The organism is Paenibacillus phytohabitans (assembly GCF_013141775.1).
Classification (GTDB): domain Bacteria; phylum Bacillota; class Bacilli; order Paenibacillales; family Paenibacillaceae; genus Paenibacillus_AQ; species Paenibacillus_AQ phytohabitans.
Map to the genome: position 1 here is coordinate 100,995 of NZ_WHOB01000016.1, position 13,550 is coordinate 114,544.

Annotated in this window: 11 protein-coding genes; 4 read left to right on the forward strand and 7 right to left on the reverse strand. The window is 51.4% G+C overall.

Annotated features, from left to right (window positions below; genetic code table 11):
- Nucleotides 1-11 precede the first annotated feature (11 nt).
- Nucleotides 12-1,052: an NADH:flavin oxidoreductase/NADH oxidase gene (locus tag GC101_RS02145; protein ID WP_171715926.1), complete on the reverse strand. Its 1,041-nt coding sequence runs from the start codon at nt 1,050-1,052 to the stop codon at nt 12-14.
- A gap of 193 nt (nt 1,053-1,245) precedes the next feature.
- Between GC101_RS02145 and GC101_RS02150 the strand changes: the two genes are divergently transcribed.
- Complete coding sequence (locus tag GC101_RS02150) at nt 1,246-2,106, forward strand: polysaccharide deacetylase family protein (RefSeq protein WP_171715927.1); 861 nt, start codon at nt 1,246-1,248, stop codon at nt 2,104-2,106.
- Between the two features lie 157 nt (nt 2,107-2,263).
- Here the strand turns inward: GC101_RS02150 and GC101_RS02155 are convergent, their stop codons facing one another.
- A complete protein-coding gene (locus GC101_RS02155; RefSeq protein ID WP_039299072.1) occupies nt 2,264-2,941 on the reverse strand; it encodes a 3D domain-containing protein in 678 nt (225 codons plus the stop codon).
- Between the two features lie 391 nt (nt 2,942-3,332).
- On the opposite strand from GC101_RS02155, the gene ppk1 reads away from it, so the two are divergent.
- Entirely contained in the window at nt 3,333-5,453 is a 2,121-nt protein-coding gene (gene ppk1, locus GC101_RS02160) for a polyphosphate kinase 1 (protein WP_042137801.1), read from the forward strand.
- Here the strand turns inward: ppk1 and GC101_RS02165 are convergent.
- The 4 genes from GC101_RS02165 to GC101_RS02180 form a co-directional block, all read right to left on the reverse strand.
- Nucleotides 5,401-6,927: a Ppx/GppA phosphatase family protein gene (locus GC101_RS02165; protein WP_042137803.1), complete on the reverse strand. Its 1,527-nt coding sequence runs from the start codon at nt 6,925-6,927 to the stop codon at nt 5,401-5,403. The genes ppk1 and GC101_RS02165 overlap by 53 nt on opposite strands.
- Before the next feature lie 128 nt (nt 6,928-7,055).
- Nucleotides 7,056-7,778 (reverse strand): amino acid ABC transporter ATP-binding protein, encoded by a 723-nt coding sequence (locus GC101_RS02170; protein ID WP_039299084.1) that lies wholly within the window; start codon nt 7,776-7,778, stop codon nt 7,056-7,058.
- The gene (locus GC101_RS02175) at nt 7,765-8,424 is read right to left on the reverse strand and encodes an amino acid ABC transporter permease (RefSeq protein WP_171715928.1); all 660 of its coding nucleotides are present in this window, start codon (nt 8,422-8,424) and stop codon (nt 7,765-7,767) included. Before GC101_RS02175 ends, GC101_RS02170 begins: the two co-directional genes overlap by 14 nt.
- 136 nt (nt 8,425-8,560) lie before the next feature.
- Nucleotides 8,561-9,376, reverse strand: a complete 816-nt coding sequence (locus tag GC101_RS02180; protein ID WP_171715929.1) for a transporter substrate-binding domain-containing protein — start codon at nt 9,374-9,376, stop codon at nt 8,561-8,563.
- Nucleotides 9,377-9,745: 369 nt separating this feature from the next.
- Between GC101_RS02180 and GC101_RS02185 the strand changes: the two genes are divergently transcribed.
- On the forward strand, nt 9,746-11,491 hold the full coding sequence (locus tag GC101_RS02185; protein ID WP_171715930.1) for an alpha-glycosidase: 1,746 nt from the start codon (nt 9,746-9,748) through the stop codon (nt 11,489-11,491).
- A 161-nt stretch (nt 11,492-11,652) separates the two neighbouring features.
- Nucleotides 11,653-12,024, forward strand: coding sequence for a nuclear transport factor 2-like protein (locus tag GC101_RS02190; protein WP_171715931.1), 372 nt, complete (start codon nt 11,653-11,655; stop codon nt 12,022-12,024).
- 63 nt (nt 12,025-12,087) lie between these two features.
- Here the strand turns inward: GC101_RS02190 and glgA are convergent, their stop codons facing one another.
- Nucleotides 12,088-13,524: a glycogen synthase GlgA gene (gene glgA, locus GC101_RS02195; RefSeq protein ID WP_171715932.1), complete on the reverse strand. Its 1,437-nt coding sequence runs from the start codon at nt 13,522-13,524 to the stop codon at nt 12,088-12,090.
- Nucleotides 13,525-13,550: the final 26 nt, after the last annotated feature.

Sequence of the window (13,550 nt, forward strand, 5' to 3'; positions counted from 1 at the left end):
ATCACAGCCTTCTATTTCTTGTTCCAAATCCCGCGCATATAAGGTTTAGGCAAATTGTCCTGATGTACCCCTCCGAGCGCTTCTTCCGCATGCAAAGCCCAGTACGGATCACTGAGCATCCCCCGGCCGACAGCCACAAGTTCGGCCCTCGCTTCGGTAATTACCGCCTGGGCCTCCCCGTAGGATTCCAGACGGCCGACAGCTATCACCGGTACCTGCAATCCGCTGCGTATGTACTCAGCAAGCTCTACCTGATATGCCGGTCCTGCATTAGGACCTCCATTAGAGCCGATCGGGCCTTCCCCGCCGGATGATACATGGAACATGTCTACTCCTGCAGCTTTGTAGCGGCGGCAGAACTCCAGTGCGTAAGCTTCATTATATCCGCCTTCTACATATTCCTTAGCGGAAACTCTCATTAGAAGCGGCATCTCAGCCGGCAGCACTTCACGCACCGCCTCCACTACCTGCTCACCGAACAGCGCGGGATCGCTGCCGTACTCGTCACCCCTGACATTGGATAGCGGGGAATGGAACTGGTGGATCAGGTACCCGTGGGCTCCATGCAGCTCAACGGTATCAAATCCGGCCTCGACCGCCCGGCGGGCAGCATCCCGGTATGCCCCGATCATCTCTGCAATCCCGTCCCGCGTCAGCGCACGGGGCGTTTGGGAATGTGCATCAAACGGGATCGCTGAAGGCGCAACCGGGGGATTGGCATCCACCGCCTTACGGCCGGCATGTCCCAGCTGGATGGCGATTTTGGCACCCTGGGCATGAACAGCCTCTGTTATCCGCTTAAACGCCGCAATCTGCCCGTCCTCCCAGATCCCCGTATCCTGATTGGTAATTCTTCCATCCGGATGAATCCCGCTCATCTCTACGATGATAAATCCGGTACCGCCGACAGCGCGGCTGACATAATGCACAAAGTGCCAGTCCGTCGGAATCCCATCCTGCTTCTCAACTGCGTATTGGCACATCGGCGGCATAACCACCCGGTTCTTCAAAGTGAGGGCCTTCAGTTCATAAGGTGCAAACAAATCTGTCATTCTTGTCTCCATCCTTCCCGTTTCTCTCATCATTTGGCGGGCTTACCCCCGTATTCATTAAGTATACACGTATTTACGGACAGGTTAAATCTTTAGGTGATTCACATGCTGACAGCATAAATTCGCAAAGGCTGGGAATAACAACCCTTGTATTTCAAAATATCCAGCTGTGTGATCAGAGGAGGCGTAACCCATGAAGTTGGCAAGAATCCGCCGCGTTTTGCTCCTTATCTTCATAATAATAGTGATCCTGCCCAGCATCTTCCCGATTGCTGCGTCTGCTTCTGTATCCGCTCCAGCCTCCGCCGGGCCGAATGTCTCTATGGAAGAAGATCCTGCTGTTCCGGCCGGCTCCACCGCCTCCCAGTCTTCAGCCCGGCGCCACAAAAGAAATAAAGGACTTTCTCTAAGCCAGCTGCTGCGCAAATACCCGGATACGATCAAGACCCAGGGTCCGCGGCGCAAGATCATTGCCCTGACCTTTGACGATGTGCCTGATCCGCGCTTTACCCCGCAGCTGCTGGATGTACTCCATAAATATAATGTCAAGGCCACCTTTTTCGTGGTCGGCAGCCGTGCCGAGAAACATCCCGGTCTGGTTGCGCGGATCATCCGGGAAGGCCATGCGATCGGCAACCACTCCTACAATCATCCCGAATTCGGCAAGCTGGGGATGAATGAATTCCGCACCCAGATTATCCGTACCGAGAATATTATCCAGGCTCTTGCGGGCTACAAACCGCGGCTGATCCGTCCCCCGTACGGTGACATCAGTGAGCAGCAGCTGAAATGGGCCAGAGCCCACGGCTACAAGCTGGTGAACTGGAACGTCGACTCCCTGGACTGGAGAGGCTTATCCAAGACCCAGGTGCGGAACAACATCCTCTCCAGGGCCGGAAAAGGCGCAATTATACTCCAGCACGGCGGCGGCGGCCGGGGCAGCAATCTGCAGGGTACCATACAGGCGCTTCCGGAAGTCATCAGCATTATGCGCAAACGCGGGTATAGCTTCGTGACTGTTCCGCAAATGTTCGAAGTCAGCAAAAGCAAATGAACCGGCTGATGCACCGGTGAGCCAGTATATCAAATAGAAGCCGAGGGATAAATTATAGCTTGAAGCCTTTTATAAATTAAAAAAGGAAACAAAACCTGCCGGAGAACGGCCGGGTTTTGTTTCCTTTGGTAAATGGTGCAGCTATACATTTATCGGGTTATTGAATAATATACAACTGTACATATTGATAGCCGAAATCGGCTACAAAGCTCTGGCTGCCGGGAATGAAGATGTCAATCCGGTTGCCCTTGATCGCGCTCCCCATGTCAGTGGCGGTCGCCAGGAATGCCTGCTTCGGGAGACCCGGATGAGAATATCCGGTAACGAGAACCTTGGTACCCAGCGGAATGACACTAGGGTCGACTGCAATCGTTCCCAGCTTAAGCGCATTGCCGAAATAATCAACCGCTCCCCATTTACCATTCTCACTGGCAGCAGAGGAATAGGCCGAAGCCTTTACCTGTATGGATTTGGCATAAGTATAAGCTTTGCCCCAGGCTTGAACGGTGTTTGATGCAGGCTCCACACTCAGTGCTGACAAGTCTGCGTTAGTTACAACTGCGGCGGCTGCCGATTCTGTGACTGCTACCGTTTTGGCCTGAACAGTGCCGGGAATGGCAAGCTTAAGACCCGGATAGATGTTGCTTGCAGAAATCTGCGGATTTGCGCTCATGAGTTCTTCTACGCTGATGTCATAATGATTGGACAGCGTATAAAAGGTAGTTGCTTCTCCAGCGATATGTACGCTGTCAGCTTGAACAGGGGCGGCTTGGAGCAATGTGCCGAGTCCCAGTACAGCAGCCAGGGCTGTGATGGCTCCGAACTTGATTTTCATTAAATAGCCTCCTTCATTAGTGGGCGTCCAGGATATAACGGATAAGCTCCGCCAGTGACGCCAAGATAACGCTGGACCTATGTACTTTTTTGTTGCCAGGTCTCTGGAATTGCGGCGCTTTGTAAACTAACAGTTATGAATATATCACAACTTTGTAACCAGTGGCTATGTTTTTGTTACGTTTGGAAATATTTTGCCTATATACAGCGTTTTCATCGGGTTAATTATTACATATTCTTAATATTTATCGTTAGAATTATCGTGGCTTCGGCAATCTTTTTTAAGTTTCCGCGAAAATTTTACACAGTTTTAACATTTCTCCCTTTGGCAAATAGTAGAATGATAGAATACGATAGATAATGTAGAGACTGAAGCATAACTTGGAGGGTCAATGAACGTGAATGCAGAAGAGAAAAAAAACAACCACACCAGTCCCGCAACAGCCTATCTGAACCGCGATTTAAGCTGGATTGAATTCAACCGCCGCGTCCTTGCCGAAGCACAGGATCCGGAGAACCCGCTTATGGAGCGAGCCAAATTCCTGGCGATTGTGTCCAGCAATCTGGATGAATTCATCAGTGTCCGGGTAGCGGGCATTCAGGATCAGATCCGGGCGGGTTATACCAAAAAGGATTTCACCGGCTACACCCCCTCCGGCCTGTACAAGCGTCTGATCAAACGGGTCACCAAAATCATCGCCGACCAATACCGTACCTTCAAGGACATTTCCCGGAGTCTGCACAAGGAAGGGATTGTGTTCGTCGATTACAAGGACCTCACGCATGCCCAGGAGCAATCCATTGAGCAATATTACCGTGATATCATCTATCCAGTCTTAACGCCGATGGCCGTGGATCAGAGCCGTCCGTTTCCGCTTGTGCACAGCCAGTTCATCTATCTGGCAGTAGTACTCACACGCAAGAACAGCCAGGAAGAAGAGCCTTATTTCGCAATCCTGCAGATTCCGTCGAATCTGCCGCGCTGTATCCCGCTGCCCCACCGCTCCAACAGTAAGAAACGGCAGTTTGTCTTCATTGAAGATGTGATCCGCCAGCATATCCAGACCTTGTTCAGCGGGTATGATCCTGTAGCTGTCAGTGAATTCCGCTTGACCCGCAATTCCGATCTGACCATTGATGAGGAAGGCGCAGAGGATCTGCTGGAGGAGATTGAGAAAGAGCTGCGCAAACGCCGCCGCGGCGTCCCTGCCCGTCTTGAAGTACAGAAGGGGATTCACCCTTATGCCCTGGAGCAGTTGCAGGCCGAATTCGAGCTTGAGGATTTCGTGTTTGAAATTGAGGGACCGCTAGATCTCAGCTTCCTGCGGGGGTTCGCCGGCAGCGTCAAGGGCTTCAGCTACCTGCATCATGCACCGATCGAGCCGCTCTATCCGGCGGAATTCGAGGAGAATGAGGACTTCTTCGAGGTACTTGGCGAACGTGATGTGCTGGTCTATCATCCGTATGAATCCTTCGATGCTATGACGGACTTCATCATTCAGGCCTCCGAAGATGAGCAGGTTATGGCGATCAAAATGACCCTGTACCGGGTCAGCGGGAACTCCCCGCTGATCACCGCCCTGGCCAATGCCGCCGAATCAGGTAAGCAGGTTACGGTAGTTGTGGAGCTGAAAGCCCGATTTGATGAGGAACGTAACATTGCCTGGGCACGTAAGCTGGAGCAGTCGGGCTGCCACGTAGTCTATGGCCTTGTAGGTCTCAAAACCCATGCCAAGGTCACGCTGATTGTACGCCAGGAAGGCCCTGAGCTGCGCCGTTATGTGCATGTAGGGACAGGTAACTATAATGACAGCACGGCCAAGGCGTATACAGACCTTAGCCTGTTCACCGCCAATCATGAGATCGGCCTGGATGCCTCGGAGCTGTTCAACCAGATGACCGGTTATTCTGCCAACTATAATTGGAACTCCTTCATTGTGGCACCGACCAACATGAGCCTGTCGCTTCAGAAGCTGATCCTACGCGAAGCAGAGCATGCTGCTGCCGGCAGACCGGCACGGATCATCGCCAAGATGAACTCCCTGTCCAATCAGGAGGTCATCGACAACCTGTACAGCGCAGCACAGGCCGGTGTATCGATTGATTTGATTGTACGCGGTGTCTGCTGTCTGCGTCCGGGCATTGAAGGATTAAGCGAACGGATTACAGTCCGCAGCATTGTTGACCGTTTCCTGGAGCATTCACGCATCTATTATTTCGAGAACGGCGGCAAACCGGAGGTCTATCTGTCTAGTGCGGACTGGATGACCCGGAACCTGACGCGGCGGATTGAACTGATGTGTCCGGTGAAGGACAGCAGCATCCGCAAGCAGATCGTCAAAATACTGGACCTGTCGCTGATGGATAATGTGAAATCCAGCTTCCTGCAGCCTAACGGGTATTACGAACGGGCGGACGACAAAAAGGCCCCGTTCCGGAGCCAGTTCGCTGCTATGAATGTTACCCGCTGGAAGGGAAGCCGAGCTTTACCTTCACCGACCAAGCATTCCTGAAGGCTTTGAGCGCATTCTCAATGTCCTCCAGCCCGATAAGAACTTGTCCGCCCTGCAGCTCCAGATCCAGCGTATTGTTATGCAGCCGGGCGTTGACCCCGCTGACAATGCCGATCTCAGTGCTGTCGAGAGCAATGCTTAACTGCACCAGCGTACCCAGCTTATGAATCCACTCTTCGTCGGAAGCCAGCAAAATGTCCTTATGCATCTGGGACAATTTCTGCTTCCGGCTTTTGGTGCTGTAGGAAGCAATGTACGCACTTAGAATCAGCTGCCGGTGGGTCAGGCCGCGGATCGGGGAATTCATCAGCCAGTAGCGGGTATGCCGCTTGGACTGATAATAATTAATGTTGGAGCCGGTACGGTGCAGCATAATCGCCACGTAGATCAGCATCTCATGCTCCTCCCGGTCACCTTCCCTCTCAAAAGCCCCCAGCAGGCCGAGTGCCAGCTTATAGATATGATCCAGATGCCGCTTGGAGGTACGGATATCAAAGCGGATAATGGTGTCCAGACTGTACTCCAGCGCGCTGTCACGGACCGGCTGCTCCGGCTTCAGCAGATCATGCAGCATGCCCTCACGCAAGCCTTCCCCGCTGATCACAGCACGGCTGGCCCCGATATAATGGTACACCGTATGGAAAATAACCAGACCGGACACGATGATATCTCCCCGGCTTTTAGATAAACCATCCAGATCCTTGCGCTTCTCATATGGAGTCGCTGGCAATGTCTCCATGAACTTCTCTATGGTCTCCCCTTCCAGCACGTAGCCATGGGAGTTCGGCAGCGAATATTCCCGGTTCTTCTGGTCCAGCTTGCCGAGTGAACGCAGCGTTCCGCCGAGTCCATATAACGGAAGCCCGTTGCCCGTAGTGAGCCAATCATGCTCTACCAGCCTGCCGGTAACGTATAGCTGCAGCTTACGGACCTGATCAGCGTTCCAGTTGCCGCCCTGGCTGAACATCAGATTCGTATTGACTGCACCGAACGGGAAAGAGATGCTGTGCTGATAACGCCGTCCGCGGAACAAGGTGACCTCCGTGCTTCCGCCTCCGATGTCAATGACGAAGCCGTCCTGAATATCAAAGGCATTGATGACCCCGAGAAATCCGAAATAAGCCTCCTGATGCCCGCTGATTACTTCAATCCGGATGGATGACGCTTCAGACAGATAGCTTATAATCTCGGCGGAGTTGGCTGCGTTGCGGATTGCGGCGGTAGCTCCTGCGCGGATATTATCCACTTCGAAATCATCACAAATCTCTTTGAACTGGTGGAGGACAGGAATAATCGTATCCATATCCTTCTTCTCCAGTCTGCCTTCCTTGGTAATTTTCTCACTCAGACGGGCAGAGTATTTGCATTCCTTAATAATTTTGTAGCCGCCTGCCTGCGTCGTATCATAAATTACAAGCCGTATGGAGTTGGAACCAATATCAATAATGCCTATCCGGCAAAGATCATCTCTCATCTGTATGTACTCCCTTTCAAGTAGATTGATCATTTGTATACTATATCACCCATTTCACGCTCCGCCAAAATTTAATTCCCTCACAAAAACGGCCGCTGAAGGAATTTTCAGCGGCCGTTCCAGGAATTTTATAAAACTTTGCTCAAGAAATCACGGGTACGGGCGTGTTTGGGATTGCCGAACACCTCTGCCGGGGTCCCCTGCTCTACGATAACCCCGCCATCCATGAACAGGATCCGGTCGCCGACTTCACGGGCAAAGCCCATTTCATGCGTCACAATGACCATCGTCATACCGTCTACTGCCAGCTGTTTCATAACCTCCAGCACCTCACCGACCATCTCCGGGTCAAGCGCCGATGTAGGCTCATCGAACAGCATCACATGCGGCTGCATCGCCAGCGCCCGGGCAATCGCGATCCGCTGCTTCTGTCCGCCGGAGAGCTGGGCCGGATACGCATCCCGCTTGTCCTCAAGGCCGACGGTGCGGAGCAGCTCCGTGGCGATTTTTTCCGCTTCGGAAGCTTGCTGTTTCCGCACCTTCAATGGCGCGAGCATAATGTTCTGCAGCACAGACTTATGCGGGAACAGATTGAACTGCTGGAATACCATCCCCATTTTCTCGCGGGTTACGTTGATATCATGCTTTTTGGCTGTAATCGATTGTCCTTCAAACGAAATCTCACCGCCGGTTGGCTGCTCCAGCAGGTTCAGACAACGCAGGAAGGTGCTTTTGCCCGAGCCGCTGGGACCGATCACTACAACAACCTCGCCCTTGTGAATATTCAGATCAATCCCCTTGAGGATCTCCAGCTTGCCAAAGCTCTTCTGCAGGTTCTTAACCTCGATCATCCGTATTCAGCCTCCGTTCCAGAATGCCCAGCAGCTTGGATAACGTGAAGGTCAGCACAAAATACATGGCGGCAATCACGATCAGCGGGCTAAGTCCTTCATAGGTGATCGAAGTAATGGATCTGGCTTCAAACAGCAGATCAGCCACCCCAATCATCGATACAATGGAAGACTCTTTAATAATGGTAATAAATTCATTTCCGATCGCGGGCAGCACATTCTTCAGCGCCTGCGGCAGAATGATGTAACGCATGGTCATCCCCTGCTTCATCCCGAGCGAGCGTGCTGCTTCCATCTGACCGCGGTCCACCCCTTGAATTCCGGCACGGAAAATCTCCGCCAGATAAGCCGAGCTGTTAATCGTTAGCGTAATCGCACCCGACTGGATCGGGGACAGCGAAATACCGAACTCCGGCAGGCCATAGTGGATCAGAAACAGCTGCACCAGCATCGGCGTCCCGCGTAGAAACTCCACCCAGGCGGTGGCGATAAAGCGCAGAATTCTCCATTTGGACATCCGCAGCAGCGAAACCGCGATACCCAGCACGAAGCCGAAGAATACGCCCATCACCGCGAGCAGCAGTGTGTACTTCAGACCGGATAGGAAAAAATTGCGGTAATCATAAGCAAGTTCAAATACACTCATTGCCTTTCAATCCTCCTGTTCTCAAAAAAATAGAAAACAGCGGATCACCGCCATTTTCTGCAAAGTAGAGCATTGTCCCGCAGCAGGCTGCGGGTTGTACTTAATTCAGGGCTAACCGTGTGCACGGGTCCGCGTTCTATTTGCTCTCAGCAAGCTCGCTTGCTGCCGCTACATACTCATCAATCTTGCCTTCCGAGTTCAGGCGGGTCAATGTCTTATTCACTTGGTCCAGCAATTCTGTGTTGTCCTTCTTCACACCGATTACATAGCCGTCATCTTCAACTTCCGGTTTGGCATCGGTAATCGCGAGTCCCTTAACATTCTTCACAAAGGACTTGGCAACAGGTCCTTCCATAATAGCAGCTTCTACGCGGTTCGACTGCAGCTGAAGTACGATTTCAGAGATTTTGCCGAGAGAGGTCAGCTGTGCGCCTTCAATGCCTTTGGCGATATCTTCCTGGATCGAACCGGTCTGAACGCCCAGCTTGATCCCCTTCAAGGAATCCATCGTTGCAAATTTATCTTTATCCGCTTCACGCACAACGACAGCCTGCTCCGCCTTATAGTAGATATCGGACAAACCCACAGCTTCAGCACGTTCTGGTGTCGGACTGAGTCCGGAGATCACCATATCTACTCTTCCGCTCGACAGTTCGTTCAGCAGGGAATCAAACGGCAGATCCTTAATCTCAAGCTTCGCACCCATATCAGCAGCGATATCCTTGGCAATCTCAATATCGAAACCTACGATGGTATCCTGGCCGTCCACCATTTTGTGGAATTCATACGGAGGGAAATCCGCGCTGGTTCCCAGAATCAGCGTCTTGGCTTCAGTTCCCGTATTCGTATTTCCGCTTGCTGCGGTATTATTCTCGTTGTTATTAGAGCCGCATCCGGCCAGCAGTCCCGCTGCCAGCAGCAGTCCCATTGAAAGTTTACCCCATTTGTTCATTTGTCTGTCTCCCCTATTCTCTTTATGTTCATTTCTCTAAGTAGTCCCATTGACCGATTTATTATAAATCACTCCGCATGAATATGCAAAGACAAATTTGTGACAAAGCCTGTTAAATTCATGAATTAATTGCAGGCTGTTGGCCGGGTCTGCTATTCCCCCATTTTGCACATCCTATGAAAAGAGGTATATACTATTTACTATCTCCATTTGCCGCCGGAATAACCGGGCTGGTTCAGATGCCGCTGTAGGCGTTATTTAACGGATAAGGTGAATAGGCTCACAAAACTTAAGCGTATGCTTTCGAAGCGAGTTTTGCGTAGCGTAATCGGGAAGCAGTTGCTCACAAAACTTTTAGGAGGTGAAGTCATGCTGCTGGAAGCGATGTACCATGTTCCCCGCGATAAATGGGCTTATGCCTACGATGCCACTACCATACATCTGCGGGTGCGTACCAAACGTGATGATGTGGACTACGTAGTTGCACTTACTGGCGACAAGTACGATTGGCAGCATACCTCTTACGACATCATTATGGAAAAAGCTGCCTCTGACGATAAATTCGACTACTGGGAAGCGGCAGTCCGTCCCAAATACAAGCGCCTCAGCTATACTTTTCGCGTCAGCAAGGGTTCGGAGACGGTGTATCTGCTCGACAACGGCATCCGGACCGAATGTCCGCAGCCGCCCAACCACTTCTATGAGTTTCCTTATATACACGGAATTGACTTATTCAAAGTACCCACCTGGGCCAAGGATGCGGTGTTCTATCAGATCATGACCGAGCGGTTCGCGAACGGCAATCCTTTGAATGATCCGGAAGGCACAGAACCGTGGGGCGGCAAACCGAAGCTCGATAATTTCTTTGGCGGTGACCTTCAGGGTGTGCTGGATCATCTGGATGATCTGCAGGAGCTGGGTATTAATGCCGTCTACTTCACGCCGCTGTTCGTCTCCCCCTCCAACCATAAATACGACATCGTGGATTATAAAAAAGTCGACCCTCATTTCGGCGATAATGAGCTGCTGAAGAAGGTCGTAGAAGAATGCCACAAACGCGGCATCCGTGTCATGCTGGACGCCGTGTTCAACCACTGCAGCGACAAATTCCCGCCATTTCAGGATGTTCTGGAAAAAGGTGAATTCTCCGTCTACCGAGACTGGTTCCATATGAATTCTTTTCCGGCTGAGATTGTTGACGGTATCCCCACGTACGATACGTTCGGCTTCTATGGCAATATGCCGAAGTTCAACACCGCCAATCATGAAGTGAAGTCCTACCTGCTGGAAGTTGCAGAGTACTGGATCAAGGAGATCCGGGTAGACGGCTGGCGGCTGGATGTGGCGAATGAGGTCGATCATCACTTCTGGCGTGATTTCCGCAAAGTGGTCAAAGCCGCAAACCCGGATGCCTATATCGTCGGCGAGGTATGGAGTGATTCCTTAACCTGGCTGCTCGGTGACCAGTTTGATTCGGTAATGAACTACCCCTTCTCGGGGGCGGTGCTGGAATTCTTCAACGGCGGGATGGACGGCATCACCTTCGGCCACCGGATCGGCAGCCTGCTCATGCGTTATCCGCAGCAGACGAACGAGGTTGTCTTCAATCTGCTCGGCAGCCATGATACCCCCCGCCTGCTCACCGTCCTGGGGGAGGATAAACGCAAATTGAAGCTGACTGTCGTCTTCCTGTTCACGTTCATGGGCACTCCCTGCATCTATTACGGGGACGAAATCGGCCTGACCGGGGGTGAAGATCCGGACTGCCGCAAATGTATGGAATGGGATGAAACGAAGCAGGACCGTGAGCTGTATGATTTCTACCGGATGATGATCGCACTGCGCAAGGAACATAAGGCGCTCCGGGAAGGCCGCTTCCGGATTCTCCAGGCCTGTGAGAATGACCCGTGCATCGTCTATGAGCGTGCAGATGAGCGGATCCATTTCACCGTCTGGATGAATAATTCGCCGCAGCCCCGCACGCTCAGCCACCCGATGGAAACCGATGACTGGCTGGATGCACTGACGGGAGAAGCTGTGGTTCCGGAGGGCGGAATGATGAATGTATCCCTTGATCCGTATGGGTACCGGATATTGTACCGGAATTTAAGCTGAGGTAACTAACAGATAACTCTAAACAATAAAAGGTGGTGTCCCAGAAGCTGAGAATCGGCTGCCTGGAGCATCACCTTTTTTGACTCGGTTAGATAGAGAATCTCATATGGGTGATAGATATTCTGTAGTACACTTATAGCAACAATAACAGGGGGGACATTATGATTGAACGTGAGCAAGTCATTGAAAAGTATTTCCAGTCTTGGATTCATAAAAACAATTCAATATTAAGCCAAATCTTCGACCTAAACATCACCTATACAGAATGTTACGGACCTGAATATCACGGATTAGCCACAATAACAAAATGGTTTGACGACTGGAATATACGAGGTACGGTTTTGAGCTGGAAGACCAAACAATTTATTCACCAGGGCAGCATGACTGCAGTGGAATGGTACTTCGAATGCGAGTTTGAATCAGAAGTTGGAGCCTTTGACGGGGTCTCCTTAATTGAATTTAATACGGAGAACCTGATGGTGAATGTAAAAGAGTTCCAATCTAAAACTCCACATTATTATCCCTATGCATAACTAAAAAAAGGCATTCCTCCCATCACCATGATCGGGGAATGCCTTTTCTATACAATAGTTCTTCTACTCCGTAACTTTATCCGAAATCTTGTTATAAATATCAATATACTGCTGCGCGGATACATTCCAGCTGTAATCACCCGTGAATGCGTTTTTCGCTACTTTTTTCCAGTGCTCCGGCTTGTGGTAGAACGATACGGCCCGGCGGAGCGTGTGCATCATATCATGGGCATTATAGTCCTTGAAGGTGAAGCCGTTGCCCTCTCCGGTCTCCTCGTTGTACGCATGAACGGTATCGTTAAGTCCGCCGGTCTCACGCACTACAGGAATACTGCCATAACGCAAAGCCAGCAGCTGGCTGATGCCGCAAGGCTCGAATTTGGACGGCATCAGGAACAGGTCGCTGGCCGCATATATTTTGCGGGACAAGGCATCATTGAACAGAATCTGTGAAGACAGCTTGGTCGGATAACGCCACTGTGCCTCGCGGAACCAGCGTTCGTAGACCTCATCACCGGTGCCCAGCAGGACAAACTGAATATCGTCATAGTAGAGCAGCTCATCGAGAACCCGGGTCAGCAGATCCAGTCCTTTGGAATCCACGAGACGGGTAACCATAGCTACCATTGGAATATAAGGAGCTACAGGCAAGCCGAGTTCCTGCTGGAGTCCCAGCTTATTCTCAGCTTTCTTGACCAGATTGGAACGGTAACGGGTGAAAATAGACGGATCACTGGCCGGATTGTAGCTCTTGGTATCAATCCCGTTGACAATCCCGCTTAGTGCATCTGAACGCGATGTCAGCAGGCCGTCCAGGCCATATCCATAATAAGGTGTACGGATTTCATCGGCATAGGTAGGACTAACCGTGGTCACATGATCACTGTAGACAATTCCGCCCTTCATATAGTTCACGTTCCCGTAATATTCTACGCCAGGGAAATAGCTGTCGCCGAGACCGAGCAGCTCGCCCAGTACCGAATACGGGAATACCCCCTGGTACAGGAGATTATGTATGGTGAACACCGTACGCATCTCACTGTAGAACGGGTTGTGACGGTAGTGCGCCTGCAGCAGCAGCGGAATTACCGCGGCATGCCAGTCATGGCAATGCAGGACATCAGGCTGGAAGTTAATCGCCGGCAGGCATTCAAGCACAGCGCGGTTATAGAAAGCGAAACGTTCGCCGTCATCCATATACCCATAGATGCCGTCACGTCCGAAGTAATACTCATTATCGATAAAGTATACAGGAACTCCCTCAAAGACAATCCGTTCAATCCCGCAATATTGATTGCGCCAGCCGATCGGCACCTCAAGGACAGCGACATGCTCCATCTGGGAGGAATACTTCTCTGCGATCCCCTTGTATTTGGGCAGGATTACCCGAACATCTACTCCGGCAGCCTTAAGCGCCTTCGGCAGGGCACCGATTACGTCGGCTAACCCGCCTGTTTTGATAAATGGATGGGCTTCAGCTGCAGCAAATAGAACTTTCATCCAGATTTCCCCCTTATAGATATGAA

Coding starts and splice junctions, on each gene's coding strand:
- GC101_RS02145 (WP_171715926.1), bottom strand. CDS start 1,052: ATGACAGATTTGTTTGCACCTTATGAACTGAAGGCCCTCACTTTGAAG.
- GC101_RS02150 (WP_171715927.1), top strand. CDS start 1,246: ATGAAGTTGGCAAGAATCCGCCGCGTTTTGCTCCTTATCTTCATAATA.
- GC101_RS02155 (WP_039299072.1), bottom strand. CDS start 2,941: ATGAAAATCAAGTTCGGAGCCATCACAGCCCTGGCTGCTGTACTGGGA.
- ppk1 (WP_042137801.1), top strand. CDS start 3,333: ATGAACGTGAATGCAGAAGAGAAAAAAAACAACCACACCAGTCCCGCA.
- GC101_RS02165 (WP_042137803.1), bottom strand. CDS start 6,927: ATGAGAGATGATCTTTGCCGGATAGGCATTATTGATATTGGTTCCAAC.
- GC101_RS02170 (WP_039299084.1), bottom strand. CDS start 7,778: ATGATCGAGGTTAAGAACCTGCAGAAGAGCTTTGGCAAGCTGGAGATC.
- GC101_RS02175 (WP_171715928.1), bottom strand. CDS start 8,424: ATGAGTGTATTTGAACTTGCTTATGATTACCGCAATTTTTTCCTATCC.
- GC101_RS02180 (WP_171715929.1), bottom strand. CDS start 9,376: ATGAACAAATGGGGTAAACTTTCAATGGGACTGCTGCTGGCAGCGGGA.
- GC101_RS02185 (WP_171715930.1), top strand. CDS start 9,746: ATGCTGCTGGAAGCGATGTACCATGTTCCCCGCGATAAATGGGCTTAT.
- GC101_RS02190 (WP_171715931.1), top strand. CDS start 11,653: ATGATTGAACGTGAGCAAGTCATTGAAAAGTATTTCCAGTCTTGGATT.
- glgA (WP_171715932.1), bottom strand. CDS start 13,524: ATGAAAGTTCTATTTGCTGCAGCTGAAGCCCATCCATTTATCAAAACA.